This window comes from Sulfuricaulis sp. (assembly GCF_041499725.1).
In the GTDB taxonomy this organism is placed as follows: Bacteria; Pseudomonadota; Gammaproteobacteria; order Acidiferrobacterales; family Sulfurifustaceae; genus Sulfuricaulis.
Window position 1 is genome coordinate 1 of record NZ_JBGQKW010000056.1, and the last position, 17,557, is coordinate 17,557.

Here is a 17,557-nt window from a genome sequence, read left to right on the forward strand (position 1 = left end):
GCCCGAGCTTGTGGGGGGCTGAGTGGGCGAACGAATCGGTCTGATCCGCCAATTTGTTAGCGAGGTCAGAAGCGCGAGGCGCGACCGCTTCGCCGCCATCATCGACTTCTCCTATCAGCACTACGCGCTTGGCGATGCGCTGACGACACAGGTGAATGTCGCCTGTCTCGCACGCGAGGCTGGCTGCACCGGCATTGATCTCTACCTAATCGCGGACCCAGTCTTTCCCGCAGCACCATTGCAGGGTTTCATCAACCAGGACAACTATCCGGTGCATCTCGACAACCTGTTTGCCGCGTTTCTTTGTGCTCCGGGATTGAGTTCCATCCGACTGGTGCGGGATTCGATGGCTGCCGGCCTCATGCTGACCTCCCTGGTCGCAAGCCGTACCCCCAAGTGGCCCTCGCTCCGGAATCACTTACGGCGTCGCATGACCTACCCCATGGGCCACGAGATCATCAACCAGTTCCACGCGCGCGAAGGCTATGTGCCCAAGTTGACCGCTCCCATGGGTTACGAGCGATGGGCCCGCGAGTTCCTGCAGCAGTACTGGCCAGACCAATTCATCGTCTGTATCAACCCCCGCCAGAGCCGGCTAAGCTCGGTCCCAGTCACGACATACCGGGACTCCCCGCTCGACCAATGGCACATTTTCATGGATGCCGTGGCCGAAAGCTACTCGGACGTTCACTTTTTCATGCTAGGAGGTTTTCTCGAGTGGGACAGCGCGCTTACGCGCCGGCGCAATGTGAGCATCCCGCGCGCCATGGGGCTGACGCTCGCGCACGAACTTGCTCTTCTGCACTCGGCTGATCTGTTCATGGGCACTTCAAGTGGGTTCGCGACGATGGCCACCTTCACCGACGTACCCTACGTGATCACCAACATCGAACATCACTTCGCGCAGTTTGCCGGAGTGGAGGTGAACGCAACCCACTATCCATTCGGGTCGAAGGACCAGTATCTTGTATGGGAGCAGGAAAACGCCGACCTTCTGATGCGCTACTTCGAGACGGTGTACCATGCCGTCTTGGGCGACGGTGAATCGTGAGGCAAAACGCATGTCTGTACTGAATTCCATGGCGAAATTGCCCCGGTATGCCCTGAGACTGTACGAATGGGTTACCGGACGACGCCTCTACCCGTGGACATCGAGTCCACCTCACCGTCTCTTTGCCCTGCTCGCGCACAGAGCGTACGGCTGGCCGGCTCCGCACTACCGCGCGCTGTATGCCGCGGCCGCCGGTATCCTCAAATATCGGGAACGGATCTTCGCCGACCGCATGAACTTCGGTGCGCGGCTGCAGGACACAGTAGATGCTAATACGCTGCGCAATGTCGTGCTTTGGCAGCAGGCCGTACTCAACACCCCGCCGTTCGTTCCCAAAGTCCACGCGAATTTGCGCATAGTGGGTGATGTCCAGCAGATCCAGCTCGACCGGCTGATGTCCCTGCTGCTAATGTCAGATATCTTTGCGAATGTGAACCTGTTCTTTGATGAAGAGACCGTAACTGACGCTCGCACCACCTCATTAACCATCGCGGAGGAACGCCGGGGTTGGCGGGGTAGCGAATACGATCTAAGTGCCGCACAACCGCTGCGCGCGGAAATATTCGGCAGCGCAGGTTGGGCGCAGATCTTCTCGACGCGCACCGGCTTCGCTCGCAACATCAATAACTACGTGAAGACCGCGCATCCCGGCGCGTTCGTGATCGCGCTCAGTCTTCCCGAGGACGATGACGGCTTCTGCGACGCGTCGGCCGGGCCTTGGGTGGAAGCGGCGTACACGATCGCGTGCGATTTCCCGGATGTCACATTCGTCGTGCTCAACCGGGTGGGGCCCGCCGCGCTGAGCTCGGCCACAGTCCCAGCACAAACCGCGGTCACATACGCTAGGAAGGCCGGGCTCACCCTTGCGGAGACCACGATTCTCGCTCAGAAGGCCGACGCTTTCGTCGGGCAAATGGATATGTTCGGTCTCGCCGCGCGCGCCGCGCGCCGACCGGGTGTGTACATGAGCCCTGTGGACGAAGACTTTTCCGACCTCGCGGCAAACATCATTCATACGGGAATGCTGCGTCCCGATGAAGCGCTGGCGCGGCTCCGGACTGTCTTGGCAGACCGCCCAACGCACGCGCGGCCAGCGGCTGCATCCTTGTCCGCTTCATCCACCGGGATCCACAGGCGCCAGTTGCGCCGCAATCTGGGTGCTCCTCCCATACCGGATACGGTCGCAACACTGTGCTTGCCCGAAGAAACCCCAACCCAAGAGCTGATTGCCGCATCTTCAACATTTTTAAATACGGTAACTGACAAACTGTCTTCGCTCCGCGCTGCGGATGCGCCTCGTTCAAGTGACCCGCTCGCGGCTCTGTACACGCTCGTGGTGCCGACCTACAACCGGCATGACATGTTGTCGCAGCTGCTCGCCTATCTTGGGCGTCAGAGGACGTCCTTTTCCATCCTCGTGCTCGATTCGAGCGAGGCCGAGATACAACAGGAAAACGTGCGTGCCATTTCCGGTGGCCCAGCAAACGTGCGGCACATCGCCTTTCCACCGACCATCGATCCCTACGTCAAGATGCGGGAAGGTCTTAGCATGGTGACAACACCATTCTGTTCGCTTTGCGCCGACGACGACCTGATCATCGTACCCGTAGTCCAACGCTGTGTGGAGGAACTCGACCGCGACCCAACTGCGGCCGTGGCGCACGGTTACTATTTCAACTTCGACAACACCTCCACATTCGATCTGTCTTATATCGTGTATCGCGGCAAATCGCTCGACGGCAAGACACCTATGGCCCGGGTGAGAACACTCTTCGCAGGCTACGAGGCCGTATTGTATGGCATTTATCGCACACCCATTGCTCAGCGCGTCTTCCGTGATGTTGACCGGATGAACACCGTTCTGGGCCGGGAACTGCTCACCGCCGCGCTCACCGTCATCGCGGGAAAAACTCTGCGCATTCCCGACTTTTACTACGGTCGGAACACGGGTGAATCCTTTTCTTACACCGCGTGGCATCCACACCAGATCCTTGCGCAGACTCCCGCTACCCTATTTACGCAGTACCCGGTGTTTCGCGAGTTGCTGCAGGAAGCGCTTACCGAGCAACCTTCAGCACCCGATTCACAGACCGCCGGGATGGTCATCGATCTCGTCATGTTGCGATACCTGGACCCTTTTCTGCGGAGCGACGTACTAGACCTGATCATCGACGACCGGCTCCGCGGCAAAGGCTCCGATGCAATAGTTAACCACCTGTGGGATGTTTTCGTCCGGCCGCCCCGGTCAGCTAATCCAGCCGAGCCGCTGATCGATGCGGCCGGACGGTTCACACCGGAGCGCATCGGTCCGGGCAAGCTTCGCGATTACCATTTCGACTCGACTGCCATGGATGGAAAGAAGCGACAATACCGGGTGTTCTACGAGTTTTTCTACCCTCAGATGCGATCAGCTGCGACTGTGAGCAGGGAGCAAATGACACTGCTACTTGGCTCGCTCGATGCGTACTATAAAGACAAACGCATTCGCGCGTATTCGCCTAACAGCGTTATACCAGATCCTGTGTACAGAACAGAAAAGAGTAACTGATCGCATGATACGACCCTCCGTGGCGATTGTGATGTCGAACTACAACCACGCCCGGTATCTTCGCGAGTCGCTCGGTGGAATCTGTGGGCAAACCCGACCGGCGGACGAAATCATCGTCATCGACGACTGCTCCACGGACAACAGTGTGGAGATCATCGCCGAGTTCGCCACTAAGTGCCCGACAATCCGCTTCTTACGGAACGACCATCGCCTCGGTGTTCAGGACGCGATCGCGCGCGCTGTGTCCCTCGTGACCGCTGATTATTTTATTTGGACGGCGGCGGATGATCGCCTGCTGCCGAATTTCCTTGAAAAATCAATGGCGGTACTCGAGCGGCATCCGCAGGCCGGCCTTTGTTTTTCGGAGACCACCGAGCTGAGGGACGATAGCGGCAAGATTGTCCCATTCGCTACCGAGCCGACGGTATCTCATATTTTCAACCTTGGGGATCTGCCGGAGTACATGACACCTGCCGACATTGTGAAACGGATGAAGCGCGAGTATCTGCCAATTGCCGCCAACACAGTGGTCGTGCGGCGCGAACTCCTACAGGCGGTCGGAGGCTATTTGCGACAGCTTGAGTGGCACGCCGATTCTTTTGCCTACACCGTCGTCGCTTTGCGGTATGGGACGTGTGTAGTCGCCGAGACGCTTGCACTTATCCGGGCAACGCCTGGTTCCTATTCTCAAGCGATGCATGATCCCGCACGGCAAACCATAGTATTGCGCACAATGTTGGATCTGCTGGCCAGTAAGAATTACCGCGACGTGCGTCGGATCTTGCGACAATGCCCGAGCAACTTCTCGCCTTGGCTCACGCTGATGCTGAAGGTACAATTTAGCAAGATTCGTGACTGGGATCTTCTCTTTCCTTATCTGATCTGGAAGATCAGGGAATTCAAGCGCGGACATCGATTGAGCTGGGCGGACACGTTTTTTCATCTCTTACGACGCGCGATCCCGTTGCGGCTTGCGCCACGGCTTTTTCCGGATTTGGTCGCGGAGAGGAACCGTCTCGCCCAGCGCTTGGGGGATCTCACGGCAGAGCGGGATGGTGCTGCTAATGCGCTCCTGGAGACGCGGAAAGAACTTCACGCCATTGGTATCGAGCGCAATGATTTAGCCAGACGGCTGGGCGACCTCGAACGGGAGACGCGGCAAGAACTTCACGCCGTTGGTGTCGAGCGCGATGGTTTAACCCGACGGCTGGGCGACCTCGAAGCGGAGCGAAATAGACTCGCCAGCGAACTCGAGCTTGTGCGTAAGGACTACCTGTCGATTAAGGACATTGCGGAAGAGTACCGGCGGGCGCTGGAAAAATCGCTGCTTCCGCCCATGTTGATCACCACGATGCCGAAGTCGGGCACGTACTATATCTCGAAGCTTTTCAGCCAAGGGCTGTTCATACGGACGCGGATCGTGAGTCAGCAGTACTTCCCGGACGATGTGATCCGCCAGCCCGAACTGCGCGTTCTGTCGCGAGGAAGTTTCATCAGCCAGGACCACTTCGGAGCAAGCAAGATCAACCTGACCCACATTCGCCGTCATGTGGATCGTGTGATCGTTCACCTGCGCGACCCACGCCAGGCACTGCTGTCGTATGTCCACTATCTCGATACTGAGCGTTTCAAGCTGAACGAGAAGGAAACACTGCTGTTTATCTATCCGCCCCTGCCGGATGATTTCTATCGCAGCGACCTCGCTTCCAATATCGATTGGGCGATCGAGAACTGGCTGCCGCTCCTCGTCCAATGGGTGCAAGATTGGGTCGAGGCGGCAAACCAGAACGGCCGGCCACGGATCAAATTCACCCACTACGAGGATCTGGTCGTAGATCGGGACAAATTCGTGTCGGATGTTCTCGATTTTTTTAGCATCCCCCATAACCGCTTTTTTCCACCGAATATCGCACCCGACCCGGAAATCCATTTTCGCAAGGGCGAAATCGACGAATGGACCCAAGTGTTCAGCGCTGCCCAAATAGCGGCGGCAAACGCCCTTATTCCCGCTGCGCTCGCGTCGCGTTTCGGCTGGCCGCTGCCGGATGCTCTTAGGAAATGATTACCTCAATGGGAAAAGTGCAAGACGAAATCAGAGACGGCGTGTCCAGTTCCGGCAGCATCCTGGCGAGCTGGAAAGCAGCTATAGCGAGCTATCATTTCTGGTGGCGGTTTGGCGTAATGGACATCCGGCTTCGGTACCGGCGGACAGTGCTCGGTCCGTTCTGGATTACTCTGAGCTTCGGCGTATCCTCGTTCGCGCTGACGATCGTGTTCTCGACACTGTTCAAAATGTCTACGCAGTCATACTTCGCGTACCTGATCAGCGGCCTCGCCGTATGGACGTTGATCTCCAGCATGATCACCGAAGGCTGCACGATCTTCATCAACCAGGGATCGCTTATGCAGCAATATCCGCTACCGATCCTTAGTTACGCTCTGCGCTCTATCGTGGTCACGTTTCTCGTCTTCCTTCACAACCTGGCCGTAGTGGTCGTGGCGCTGCTTTTGTTCCACGCGGAGTTCGGATGGGCCACGCTCGCCGTCATCCCTGGCCTTGCACTTATTCTTTTGAATGGCGCTTGGATGGCGATGCTGTTCGGGATGCTGTGTGCCCGCTTCCGGGACCTGCCCCAGATTATCACGACGCTAGTGAGCATCGTCTTCTTCGTGACACCGGTGTTCTGGTACAAGGACATGCTGGGTACGCGCGGGTATATCGCGGAGCTGAATCCGCTGTACAGCTTGCTGGAACTGGTGCGCTCACCCCTGCTCGGAACGCTACCCTCGACGAAGGCCATAGTCACGGCATTGGTCATGACGATAGCCGGCTGGATCGTTACGTTTCTCTACGCGCGACGATTCCAGGCGAAGCTGGCATATTGGGTATAGGGACAGGATAAGGAATCGAGCAATGACCCAAGTGATTCTACGAAATGTAAGTGTAACGTTTCCGGTTGCGACCCTCAAGGCAAAGTCCCTGCGAGCAAACCTGCTCTTTTTCGGAAGCGCCGGGGCACTCGAGAAGGATGCGCGCGGCGTTGTCACCATCTCGGCCTTGCGACAGATCAACTTCCGTGCCGAAACTGGCGATCGCATCGCACTCATTGGACGCAACGGTTCCGGCAAGACCACCATGCTTAAAGTTATCGCCGGCATATATCCACCAAGCGAAGGTTCGGTCTTTGTCGAAGGCAGAGTCTCACCGATCCTGGGGACAGGCCTCGGCGTCGACGAAGAGCTGAGCGGATACGAAGCGATTGAATACGCATGTTTGTTGCGCGGCGTAGCTCCGGAGCGTATCGCCCTGCTGCGCGAGGACATCGCCGACTTCACCGATCTGCGCAGCTACCTGTCCGTTCCCGTGCGCACCTACTCGGCGGGGATGAAGATGCGTCTCGGGTTCGCGGTCGCAACCGCCGACGAGCCCGATGTGCTACTGATCGACGAGGGCATTATGGCGGGAGACATCTTTTTCATGGAAAAGGCCCGGGAAAGAGCCAATCGTCTCCTTACAACCTCCAGGCTTTTATTCCTTGCCTCGCATTCGGAAGACATGGTGCGCAGCACCTGCAACAAGGCCATCCTGCTAGACAGTGGAGATATTGTGGCAGCAGGGGCTGTCGATGACGTGCTCCAACTTTACCACCGGCTGGAAGAATCCCCTCGCACGGCTGCGCCCGGACCTGCGGGACTGAGGGTGACGCATGACAACGAGACCGACGCGGGCTCACCGGGCAAGCCGTTTTCCAGCAGTAATGTCCGGGGGCATCCTGCCGAGCACGCCCTGGACGATACCGTCCGCACCCACTGGCTGAGCGACCCCACGCGACCTGTCGAGAGCACCGCCTTCCTGGGTTACGACTTCGGAAAAGAGCACAAGTGGGAAATCCTCCGCGTGACGCTACGTCAGTGGTCGCCCGATCTCGCCGGCAGCACATGCGTGACCAAAGTGGCGCTCCAGTTCAGCGACGACGGCTTCAAAAACGATGTGCGAACCGCCGACACTTTCAAAATTGAGCCGACGATTGCCAAGCAGACTTTTTCCACTGCGCCTTCAGCGCCAGCGCGATACTGGCGCCTGCTGGCGAAGTCGGACACGGTCGGCGGCCGTGAGTGGGGAATCATGGAGTTCGAGTTCGACACGGTTCCACCCGAGAACCGGCAAGGCGGACGGGCGATAGGCAGCGTCCCGGCGGCACTAAACGTCCCGCCGGAAGCCGCATTTGAGGACAACCCCTTCACCCACTGGACCTCGCGCGAGGACCAGGAACAGGTCAAGGGAACGTCCTGGGTCGGCTGGGATTTCGGGCCCGGATGGGAAGTCGAGGTCCGTAGCTTCGCACTCCGGCAGTGGGACGGGGGCGCGCGCCCTAATACTATTCCTGTCATCAAAGTGCAATCGAGTAACGACGGCTTTTTGGAGGACATCCTGACTGCCGATACCGTTGCCCTTCATCAGGACACGGATCGGCACACCTATGGCGTCGCACCATCACGCAAAGCCCGCTTCTGGCGTATTCTCGCCGATTCGACCACCGAAGGTGGTCACTGGGGCGTAATTGAGCTGCGGTTCTACGAGCGCCCTGTACAAGACGCCACGCTATCATTGAAACCGAGTCGCGTCGCCGCCGATGTCTCCTGATCTGTTTTCTCTAATGGGGTAGCAGCTGCAAGGCTGGCGATACGCATCTGCTGCGCATCACAGCGCCCGAGACGAGCATATGATATGTTTGTTCGCTGGTGAAATGAGCAAGATGTCACGGGCGGAACGCGGCTGCTGACGTGCACCGAGCCATGCGAACAAAGATGCGTTTCGACCGATTGCCCTGAAGGATGGCTGATTGTGATCTGCTCGATGTAACCGCCGCACCTTGCTACGGGAGATTTACAACAACCGCGCCGCACCAGCCTTAACCTAAGTCTTCTTGTCGAAGTCGGTTCCTTGAAAAAGTCGGTCCCGTTAAATAGGTCACATTACCGCAAGATCCGCCTTGGACTGTAGTCAATACCACGTTGCTGCTATGCTTCGAGCCAATCTGAGCAGTTCAACCGGAAAATGTCGCACCAATGGCCGAATATCCGGACCTCGAATACCTCGCCGTGCTTGCCGGCAGCGTCGGCGGCATACTTAGCGTTGGGGCATTCCTGCCCCAAGCTTGGCGAATCTTTCGCCGGCGCTCGGCGGTCGATGTGTCATTGACCATGTACCTGGTTATCATCGCTGCATCAGTACTGTGGATGTATTATGCCTACGTTCACGGCGCGGTTGAGTTGTTTCTCACCAATCTCGTTATCGGTGTGATCGCAATCGTTATTGCGATGCTCCGAATCCGCTACGGCGGACGATGACGTGCTTTAGCTCTACCATCGACTGGAAGAACCTGCGCGCCCAGGCTCACTCGTATCTGCGGGACCGAGGATGGTAAATCTACCGCCACTGTGTCGGACGGCCAAGGCAATACACGCAACCTGTCAGCAACCCGGTGCGTTTGTTTCCCAAGTCTTCGCTACGATCCGGATTTGACACCCTCCACGTGCTAAGCAATCCTGCTGCCTCATAGACCCATTTCATCTCCCATTGCTATCGCCAGCAAGCTGCCAAGTCCGCGACAAAACCGCAAGCGGTTTCACATTCGAGAGACTTGACTAGCATGAACACATAGTGAATTATCGAGAAATGTTAACACGCCGTGATTTTTTCCGATTTTCTGCAGGCGCGGTGGGTGCCCTTGCCCTCCCCGGCTTAGCGGCCACTCGGGACGGGCGGCCCCCGAACCTCCTCGTCATTGTTGCCGACGATCTCCGCTGGGATGCACTCGGGTTCGCGGGCAGCCGCGTAGTGCGGACGCCATATCTCGACCGGCTGGCTGAAACGAGCTTGGTCTATCGCAATGCTTTCGTGACTACCTCCGTCTGTCCGGTCAGCCGCGCCAGCATCATGTCTGGCCAGTATGCCAGCCGGCACGGCATCTGGGATTTCGAGACGCCGTTCAAGGCCGCACAACTTGATGGCACTTATCACGCAAAGCTGCGCGGTGCGGGTTACCATACGGGGTTCATCGGGAAATGGGGGCTCGGCGGACCGTTGCCGGTGCGATTGTTTGACCGTTTTGATGGCTTTTCTAACTATACGCCGTATATCGATACCAAACGCACGCCGCCGCATCTCACCACGTATCAGGGGGAGGCCGCTCTCGGCTTTCTATCCAGCACACCGCGCGACCGGCCGTTTTGCTTGACGGTCTGTTTCTTCGCCCCACATGCGCAAAACGAGCTCAACGATGAGTTCCCTCCCGAACCGGGGCAGGAACATCTTTACGATGGTCCACCGATTCCGCCGCCACCGACTTTTTCGACCAGCTATCTCGATGGCCTGCCCAAATCCTGGATCGAGCCGAACGGGCGCAGTCTATTTGATAACAGGATCCCGACGTCGAAGAAATTTCAAAATTTTCTCCGTGGCTACTTTCGTCTCATCACCGGCATGGATGCGGCCATCGGGCGCATCTTGAGCGCACTGGCGGGCGATGGCCGGCTGGACAACACGTTGGTACTGTTTCTCTCCGACAATGGCTTCTTCCTTGGGGACCACGGCATGATCGGCAAGTGGCTGATCTACGAAGAATCGATCCGTGTACCGCTGGTCCTGCGCCTTCCTGCCACGGCCGGACCGGCACCTCGTGGCTTGCGACAGGCGTTTGCGCTGAACCTTGATGTCGCACCAACGCTACTGCACGCCGCGGGGGTTGCCATTCCCGAGTCCATGCAAGGTATCGCCTTACAAGACATAGAAGCCAGTGCTCCACATGCCGCGCGCGACCACTTCTTCTATGAATACAAGGCAGGCCCTTTCCAGTGTCTCGGCATTCGCACCGAGCGCTGGAAGTACGGGTTTTTCCCAGAAACCGGCTTTGAGTTGCTGTTCGATCTGCTAGAGGACCCGTACGAGCAGGTGAACCGTGCTGGTCGACCGGCACACTCAGCGCTGGTTGCAGGGTTCAAGAAAACAATTCTTGCCCGTTACCGCTTCAGCTAACATACGTGCGTAGATAAGACAATTCTAAGTTTATCTATGCCGCTTTCCATTTATCGCGGTATAAGACCGAGATTCTCTAATTGGCGAGAGATGTATTCCGCCGCCAGAAGAGACCCCTTTCCGGTAAGATGGACTGGATCGAATAAGTGATCGGTATCACGAGGGACCGCGACTTCTAAATTGATTACTGGGATTCGTTCCTCGGCAGCAACATCCATGATTGCTCTCTGAAGTCGCTTGTAACCGGATAGAAATTTCTTGTAATCTACCGTCGTAATTGCCTTATGTTGCATAAAGTACTTTACAGATCTTGGCGCATCAACGTCAACCGAGTCTGGCCATCGATTCGGTTGCGTCATTAAAACAGGTTGAACTCCCCAGGCACGCGCTACGGCGACAAACGTACGCAAACTGCGTCTGAAGTCGAATTCGATCCTGTCCAAATCAAAAGGTTGGGGCTCTTTCCACCTTAGATCCTGCGGATCCCCGGAATACGGAGTGCTCTCCTTCCAACCAAATTGCGTTGAAAGGCGTTGGGCCAAATGTGGAGTCAAACGGAACCACAAGTTCCTAACCAGCGACCGCGCTGCGGTAGAGGTCGGTATACGAACCCCGTCCCAAGGGTTGCCTGTCGAGGTGTTATTCAGCAAAACGCCTTTCGAAAGTAAGGACCGATTGGGATGATCATTCCAATAACTGCGCTCGTGATACAACATTGCGTAGTCATTAATGTTCTCCATAAGGATGGCAATGTTGGGTTTGAATTTGAGGCCGAGATTGAGGAAATTATTGATTGAGTGCATTGACACGTTGCCGCTCATTGCCATATTCAGGCCATTTACCTTCAGTTTGCGATGCTCCTCGATTAGGTGCGCGACAGCGTATGGGAAACGTTCCTCCGGCTTCATGAAAAAATTCTCGGTTGTCGATCCACCGAGAAACAAGATTGTGAGATCTGGATTCTTGTGTTCCGTCCCTGGCTTATATAATCCATCCGGGTCGGTATCTGAAACATATACACCGGGCTGGAGCGAGTCGGTCATCTTCTCAATGTAATCGGGTGACGGGCTGAATTGGTAATGCGTATTCGGACGGTGAAGTCTTAACTGAATGAAGATGTCTTCCTGAATTTGGGTGGCGGTATTAAGCGGTTCCGTGTGGTAATAACCGTATCTCTGGTCTACCAAACGCAGGCCTATTTCCGCTACGAACACGCCGATTACCAATCCTGCGATAACCAAACCCAGATCAACTATGCTGATTCGATACCTCCGGCGCTGCGTCATCTCGTCCTCCCCCATTGGCGCCCGATCCAGTGACCATCACTTTCTTTGCGGACCGCGTCAGCGTCGCTTCAATCGCTTATGTTTAGCGCGCACGGATCGCGCATACACAAAGAAGTTCGCAAGCGCCAACTGCAGCGATGCGTGCTGCAACTCTACTGAAACTGCGTCACGATCCGGTTTACTATCGAATCCTCGTTGGGATAGTAGGCTTCCTCCAGCGCCGAACTCATCGGCGTGTGGCTATCCGGCAAACATACTCGCCCCGGATTTGCTTTCAGGTTCCGCCCCTCTCGCTCGCAAACTGCAGCGATAACTTCCGCCGCCACGCTGCCAGTGCACCATGCCGGGTCGGCAACAACCAATCTGCCGGTCTTGGCCACCGACTCGCAAACGCTGTCGATATCCAGCGGCGAGACGGTCCGCAGATCGATCACCTCGACGTCTATGGATTGGGCGGCAAGCTGGACCGCAGCGCGCAGCGCCAGCGGCACCATTATGCCGATTGCAACCAGTGTCACGTGCTTGCCCTTGCGGCGCACGACGGCCTTGCCGTAGCGCACGCGATACGGGCGGGACGGAACATTGTCGCTCAAGCCAAACAAGGAACGGTGTTCGATAATGATCGCGGGATCTTCTCCGAAAATGCTTTCCAGCAGCAGGCCTTTGGCATCGAAGGCCGTTGCGGGTACCGCTACCCGCAGGCCAGGCAGATGGGCAAACCACGCATGCAGACTCTTGGAATGTTGCGGGCCCTGGCCCCAGCCTTTGCCGACGATGGCGCGAATCACCACCGGAAGCGCCGATGCGTTATTCGACTTGAAGCGCCACAGCGACAGCCAGTTGACGATGGCGTCCATCGAATAGAGCATGAAGTCGAGCCGATGATGGATCAATACAGGTCGCATCCCGGCAATTGCGGCACCAATCGCCGCGGCGGTCATCGCGCTTTCGGCTACCGCGAAGTCCTGTACGCGATCAGGACCGAACTTCTCGACCAGACCGGTGGTCGTTCCGAAAACGCCGGGCTTGTAATCGACGAGCTGCCCGAGGACGCACACCCGGTCGCTCAGCTCCATGGCCTGCGCCAGCCCTTGGCCGATCGCCTCAGCATAGGAACACTTCCTCACTGCAGGCGGTACTGCGGCTTCACAAGTCTGGTCCGCGGTCGGCGTGCTATTCAAAGCAATTCCCCCGGTTCAATAGCCTTTAGCTTGCACAAAGGTTTGGTTCTCGTCGAAGACGTCCAGGTCAATGTCCATTAGCAGCTTGTCCGCGAGCGGACTGCGGTTGCTCAGGTTCATCTGAGCCCAATCGACATCGCGTGGGAACGGACTGGTCTTCGCGAAACTGAACGATTCTTCGATTTCACTGTCTATTGCGTGCAGCATCTCCGTCTTCTGCGCGGTGCTCAGCCAATCCTGCGCAGTCAACGCCTCTTCGAGCAGCGCGATTGGGCAATTAGCTTTCCACGCATCGAGCTCGGCCTGCGACCGGTAGCCCACCAAATCGTCGCTCTCCGGACCATAATGCCCGCTCCAGCGGTAGGTGTAAGCCTCGATAAACGTCGGGCCCTTGCCGGAGCGTGCCGCTTCAACGGCATCAGCAATTGCCGCGTGAACCTTGATTACGTCGTTTCCAAAAAGTGTCACGCTCTTCATCCCGAAGGCGGCCACCTTGTCGCTGACCGTTTCAACGGCCTGACGTTTGCTCATTGGAGAAAAGACCGAGTAATTATTATTCTCACACACAAGTACCAGAGGCAAGCGACGCAAAGCGGCATAATTCACGGTTTCCCAGAAAATGCCTTCGTCGGTTGCCGACTCGCCGAATCCGGCTACCACCGCGCGCCGCTCATTGCGCAACTGGAACCCAAGCGCCGCGCCCGCCGCGATGGCGGTCGCCCCCGCCAAGATAGCTCCACTGAAAAAGTTGAGCGCGGCATAAGAGATGTCCTGCGAGCCCGCCTTGCCGCCGTTGGCACCGGTTTCCTTGCCGTAGATTTCGGCGAACATCGCGCGCATCGGCGCACCTTTAGCCAGAAAATAGCCGTGTGAGCGGTGATGGCTAAACAGGTAATCGTCCTGTGTCAACGACTCGCTGAGTGCCGCAGGCACGGCCTCCTGTCCGATACAGAAATGTACCGGACAGCGCATTTCGTCAGCAGGATGATATTCCCTTGCCAGGGCTTCCTCGCAGCGGCGCAAACGCAGCATGAAACGGTGGAGTCTGGCGACGACAACCGGGTCCGCGCCGTTCAGGGACAATTCGCGGTAGCGCCCCGCCTCAAGTATGGTTTGATGATTGATTATGGTCATGATCGCCTACGGCCACCGCACCCGCCAAAAATAGCCTAAGGCACAGAAAATAAAGTCGGGTATCATTTGCGTATTCTCTCGCTCCATCAACACACCATCAAAATGGACGGGGTACAGGATTGTCCGCATATGCGCGGACGGCGGAAGTCTCAAATATAAATTCTATCAGAGCATAAAATAAAATGCTCGCCCACCGGCTATGCGGCCGGTGCGTCGCGCCAAATATCAATATACAGCATTTCATGACGGACGTAACTTCTACGCAGCTATTGGCAACGGTACTGATTTTGTTTTCCGCGTTGCTGCATGCGGTGGTCAACTCCCTGATCAAGGTAAGCGACGATGGATTGATTACCCGTGGCTGCATGAACGCGGTGGCATGCATCATTGCCACCCCTTTTCTCCTCACCGTGCCTCTGCCCGGTCCAGATTTGTGGCTGTTGCTCGTTTTATCTATATTGACTCATGCTCTTTATCCCTTCTTTCTAGTCGAGACTTATAGAACAGGCGATTTAAGCACCGTCTTTCCCATTGCACGTGGCAGCGTGCCACTACTGGTAACCCTGTTCGCTACTTTCGCACTCGAACAACGCCCTGGACCAGCCGGCCTTACGGGAATTGCAATAGTGTCGATGTCAATCGCCAGTTTTGCTTTTTCACCCGACCGCACCCCAAGTCAGGCGCACATGCGCAGTGTGGCCTACGCCTTTGCAACCGGCCTGATCATCGCTGTCTATACGGTGATCGATGCCGCCGGCCTGCGGCTTGCTCCGACACCATTTGTTTACGTTATATGGCTGTTCGTCCTTGACGGGGCTTTCGTCGCGTTGCTGGTTGTCCTAACCAGACGCCGCGCGGTGCTGCCATTCATCACCAATCACTGGCGATCCACTCTTATAGCAGGAATCCTTGGGACGCTCACTTATGGTCTGGCGCTGTTCGCGCTCGCTTTGGGACCAGTCGCCGAGATAGCGGCGTTACGTGAGACGAGCATTGTGTTCGCAGCGCTGATCGGCACTTGTATTCTTGGGGAACCCTTTGGCAAACAACGCTTAATGGCGTCGTTCGCCGCGGTTGCTGGCATCGTAATTATGCACCTCGACCACTAAAGCGGCGCGGTCACAAGGAGCCAAAAAACCGCTGAGACGTCGGTTTAACATTTACAATGCGTCGAGCCAGCGTGCCGACAGAGTTCTGCAGTAGCGGGCTTGCGTTATCTTTTCGTTTCACTAAGAAGGTGGCGCACGTCCACGCAATCGAAGACGCAGCCAAACGGCGGTACAACCGAGCAGCCGGTTCCACAACGTCGGCAGGACGTCGAATGGCCGCAGGATCAGAAATGCAAGGGCAACGCGGGTCGTCCGTAACACCGCCGGCACGAGCCGATCTGCGATAAGCAAGGCAAGGCGCCTCCATCCCGCGGTCCTCGCTGAGATCTCGGAGATTGCTGCACCACCGGACGCGCGCACCGCCGCGAAGCGAAAACGCAACGCGGTGCGATCGAGAAACGATGCGCCGAAGAGCTGCGGCGACATCTGCGGCCCGCGCTCTCCAAGCCGCTTCAGCATCGTTTCTAGCCGCGCGACGTCCGTGAGAGTGCTGGAGAGAAAGCTGTTAGAATGTACGCGGATCGCGGCGAATGGCTCGGGGGAATAGGCGGCACCATGCTGGCTCGCCACCACCAAGGCGGTGATGAGATCCGACAAGCCCCCGTACGCGGGGTCAAAGCCACCCGCCGTCCGCAACGCATCACGGTGATAGATAATCGTGCCACCGGTCAACCAGCTACCGAAGCGGTGCGCGAGCTTCACGCAATGCTCCGGCGTGAACAAAGCGTCTTTCAGCGCAACGACTGGGGATAGATGCAGACGAATCGGCCGGTCCTCTTCATCGACTAGCCATGCCAGCGCGGACCACAGGCCAACGCCGGGCGATCGCGCGAGACAGGCCTTTGCGCGCGCGAAGATGCCGGGCAGCACGAAATCGTTGGCGGCCAGAAACAAGACGTACTCGCTCTGCACGCGCCGCAACCCCTCGTTAAGCGCACCGTTAGTACCGAGGTTTAAGGGATTTACCACGAGCTGTGCACGTGGATTATCGACGATCAGCGATCGGATGATCGCCACACTGTCGTCTGTAGACTGGTCGTCCACGACAATCAATTCCTCCGGTTTTACTTCCTGGTCGAGAATCGAGCTGAGACAGCGAGGCAGGTAACGTGCGTCATTACGATTCGGAACGACCACGGCGATGCTGGGCTCTCTCATGTGTGATGTTTGCGGCGGCGTCATCGAAACCACTGGAGGCGATCGTGTCCAGTTCTTGGGTGCAGCCATATGCCGAAGGTTCTACCTGCCGTCTGTCTGCCGGTTGAAGGGTTTACGCCTGCCTAGAGACATTGCGTCATCCACGGCGCCCGCGGGGTATGCCGAATCAGGAGATGAGATCACGATACCCGGCGTCGCGGGCCGAAATGATCAGGTCCAGAAGTAGCCAGCGAATAGCGAACGCGGAATCGTTTCAGCGGATACCTAGCGCCGATTTCCGGTCGATACATTTCCGACGTCTGGTAAAACACTTCACTGCTGTCTGCGAGAGTTTGGAAGCCGCGCGCGAACCCTTCCGGCATATAGAGCATCCGGTGATTGTCAGCCGTAAGCTCCGCTCCGATCATATCCGCGGCTTATAGGACCAGCCTGATCGCGATTGCGCCACGTTAGTGGGCACCCGTGGCACTCACAGCGCCGAGCCGCCGTAACGCCGGTGTGCTGCCTTGCGGCACACCGCATTCATGTCCTCGCAGCCTGCCCCCAAAGCATCGTAGAGTTTGCGCGGGGACATCGACGTATCGAGTGGCCGCGGTTCTGCAAACTCGAAGTCGCGCAGGTTGCAGGGAACGATCTGCGCTGTCGCATTGCGGTAGCGGCGTACCTCGCCGACAAGCATCTCCAGCAGCTCCAGCCGTGTCACCGGGCGTGGCCCGCAGACATGGAATACGCCGGTAAAGCCGCCATCCGCCAGCCGTACCAGGGCGCGCGCCGCATCGTCCACGTCCACCGGCGAAAAAACCTGGTCGCGGGCACAATGGATCACTGCGCCCGATTCCAGTTTGTCCATCCAGTCGCCAAGCACATCAACATGCCCAATCTCGGCACCCAACATCTTAGCGAGCCGCACCACCAGCCATGGACAGGACTTCTCCTGCATGTGGCGCTCAACCAGCGCTTTGTGTCGGCCATAGGTCAGAATCGGATTTACCGGGTCTTCCTCCGTCCACATACCGCGCGAGCCGTCGAACACCGCATCGCTGGAGGCGAA

14 protein-coding genes are annotated in these 17,557 nt (G+C 57.3%); 8 read left to right on the plus strand and 6 right to left on the minus strand.

The genetic code is table 11. The features are described 5' to 3' along the window. Positions 1 to 22: 22 nt before the first annotated feature. From ACC569_RS09975 to ACC569_RS10005, 7 genes are all read left to right on the plus strand, one after another. A complete protein-coding gene (locus ACC569_RS09975; RefSeq protein ID WP_372523372.1) occupies positions 23 to 1,051 on the plus strand; it encodes a hypothetical protein in 1,029 nt (342 codons plus the stop codon). Between the two features lie 10 nt (positions 1,052 to 1,061). Next, a complete protein-coding gene (locus ACC569_RS09980) occupies positions 1,062 to 3,599 on the plus strand; it encodes a TIGR00180 family glycosyltransferase (RefSeq protein WP_372523373.1) in 2,538 nt (845 codons plus the stop codon). 4 nt (positions 3,600 to 3,603) lie between these two features. Further along, entirely contained in the window at positions 3,604 to 5,661 is a 2,058-nt protein-coding gene (locus ACC569_RS09985) for a glycosyltransferase (RefSeq protein WP_372523374.1), read from the plus strand. 8 nt (positions 5,662 to 5,669) lie between these two features. Next, positions 5,670 to 6,491, plus strand: a complete 822-nt coding sequence (locus ACC569_RS09990; RefSeq protein ID WP_372523375.1) for an ABC transporter permease — start codon at positions 5,670 to 5,672, stop codon at positions 6,489 to 6,491. Between the two features lie 22 nt (positions 6,492 to 6,513). Next, positions 6,514 to 8,244 (plus strand): ATP-binding cassette domain-containing protein, encoded by a 1,731-nt coding sequence (locus ACC569_RS09995; RefSeq protein ID WP_372523376.1) that lies wholly within the window; start codon positions 6,514 to 6,516, stop codon positions 8,242 to 8,244. Positions 8,245 to 8,669: 425 nt separating this feature from the next. After that, positions 8,670 to 8,951, plus strand: a complete 282-nt coding sequence (locus ACC569_RS10000; protein WP_372523377.1) for a SemiSWEET family sugar transporter — start codon at positions 8,670 to 8,672, stop codon at positions 8,949 to 8,951. 313 nt (positions 8,952 to 9,264) lie between these two features. Beyond that, positions 9,265 to 10,638, plus strand: coding sequence for a sulfatase-like hydrolase/transferase (locus tag ACC569_RS10005; protein WP_372523378.1), 1,374 nt, complete (start codon positions 9,265 to 9,267; stop codon positions 10,636 to 10,638). Between the two features lie 50 nt (positions 10,639 to 10,688). On the opposite strand, the gene ACC569_RS10010 is transcribed toward ACC569_RS10005, so the two are convergent. The 3 genes from ACC569_RS10010 to ACC569_RS10020 form a co-directional block, all read right to left on the minus strand. Continuing rightward, positions 10,689 to 11,924, minus strand: coding sequence for a hypothetical protein (locus ACC569_RS10010; RefSeq protein ID WP_372523379.1), 1,236 nt, complete (start codon positions 11,922 to 11,924; stop codon positions 10,689 to 10,691). Positions 11,925 to 12,076: 152 nt separating this feature from the next. Beyond that, positions 12,077 to 13,051 carry an alpha-ketoacid dehydrogenase subunit beta gene (locus ACC569_RS10015; RefSeq protein WP_372523385.1) on the minus strand — a complete coding sequence of 325 codons (975 nt, stop codon included), beginning with the start codon at positions 13,049 to 13,051 and terminating at the stop codon, positions 12,077 to 12,079. 69 nt (positions 13,052 to 13,120) lie between these two features. Then, the gene (locus ACC569_RS10020; protein ID WP_372523380.1) at positions 13,121 to 14,239 is read right to left on the minus strand and encodes a thiamine pyrophosphate-dependent dehydrogenase E1 component subunit alpha; all 1,119 of its coding nucleotides are present in this window, start codon (positions 14,237 to 14,239) and stop codon (positions 13,121 to 13,123) included. A 242-nt stretch (positions 14,240 to 14,481) separates the two neighbouring features. Here ACC569_RS10020 and ACC569_RS10025 point away from each other — a divergent pair, with 242 nt between their 5' ends. Beyond that, positions 14,482 to 15,348, plus strand: coding sequence for an EamA family transporter (locus ACC569_RS10025; RefSeq protein ID WP_372523381.1), 867 nt, complete (start codon positions 14,482 to 14,484; stop codon positions 15,346 to 15,348). A gap of 120 nt (positions 15,349 to 15,468) precedes the next feature. Here the strand turns inward: ACC569_RS10025 and ACC569_RS10030 are convergent, their stop codons facing one another. The 3 genes from ACC569_RS10030 to ACC569_RS10040 all read right to left on the minus strand — a co-directional run. Beyond that, on the minus strand, positions 15,469 to 16,506 hold the full coding sequence (locus ACC569_RS10030) for a glycosyltransferase family 2 protein (protein ID WP_372523382.1): 1,038 nt from the start codon (positions 16,504 to 16,506) through the stop codon (positions 15,469 to 15,471). 179 nt (positions 16,507 to 16,685) lie between these two features. Next, positions 16,686 to 16,913: a dTDP-4-dehydrorhamnose 3,5-epimerase family protein gene (locus tag ACC569_RS10035; protein WP_372523383.1), complete on the minus strand. Its 228-nt coding sequence runs from the start codon at positions 16,911 to 16,913 to the stop codon at positions 16,686 to 16,688. Positions 16,914 to 16,975: 62 nt separating this feature from the next. Next, positions 16,976 to 17,557: sugar nucleotide-binding protein (locus ACC569_RS10040; RefSeq protein ID WP_372523384.1), on the minus strand; the 582-nt coding region annotated here is incomplete at its 5' end.

What these genes read in the sequence shown, in the direction of transcription:
- ACC569_RS09980 (WP_372523373.1), top strand. Translation starts at nt 1,062, where the DNA reads ATGTCTGTACTGAATTCCATGGCGAAATTGCCCCGGTATGCCCTGAGA.
- ACC569_RS09985 (WP_372523374.1), top strand. Translation starts at nt 3,604, where the DNA reads ATGATACGACCCTCCGTGGCGATTGTGATGTCGAACTACAACCACGCC.
- ACC569_RS09990 (WP_372523375.1), top strand. Translation starts at nt 5,670, where the DNA reads ATGGGAAAAGTGCAAGACGAAATCAGAGACGGCGTGTCCAGTTCCGGC.
- ACC569_RS09995 (WP_372523376.1), top strand. Translation starts at nt 6,514, where the DNA reads ATGACCCAAGTGATTCTACGAAATGTAAGTGTAACGTTTCCGGTTGCG.
- ACC569_RS10000 (WP_372523377.1), top strand. Translation starts at nt 8,670, where the DNA reads ATGGCCGAATATCCGGACCTCGAATACCTCGCCGTGCTTGCCGGCAGC.
- ACC569_RS10010 (WP_372523379.1), bottom strand. Translation starts at nt 11,924, where the DNA reads ATGACGCAGCGCCGGAGGTATCGAATCAGCATAGTTGATCTGGGTTTG.
- ACC569_RS10020 (WP_372523380.1), bottom strand. Translation starts at nt 14,239, where the DNA reads ATGACCATAATCAATCATCAAACCATACTTGAGGCGGGGCGCTACCGC.
- ACC569_RS10025 (WP_372523381.1), top strand. Translation starts at nt 14,482, where the DNA reads ATGACGGACGTAACTTCTACGCAGCTATTGGCAACGGTACTGATTTTG.
- ACC569_RS10030 (WP_372523382.1), bottom strand. Translation starts at nt 16,506, where the DNA reads ATGAGAGAGCCCAGCATCGCCGTGGTCGTTCCGAATCGTAATGACGCA.
- ACC569_RS10035 (WP_372523383.1), bottom strand. Translation starts at nt 16,913, where the DNA reads ATGATCGGAGCGGAGCTTACGGCTGACAATCACCGGATGCTCTATATG.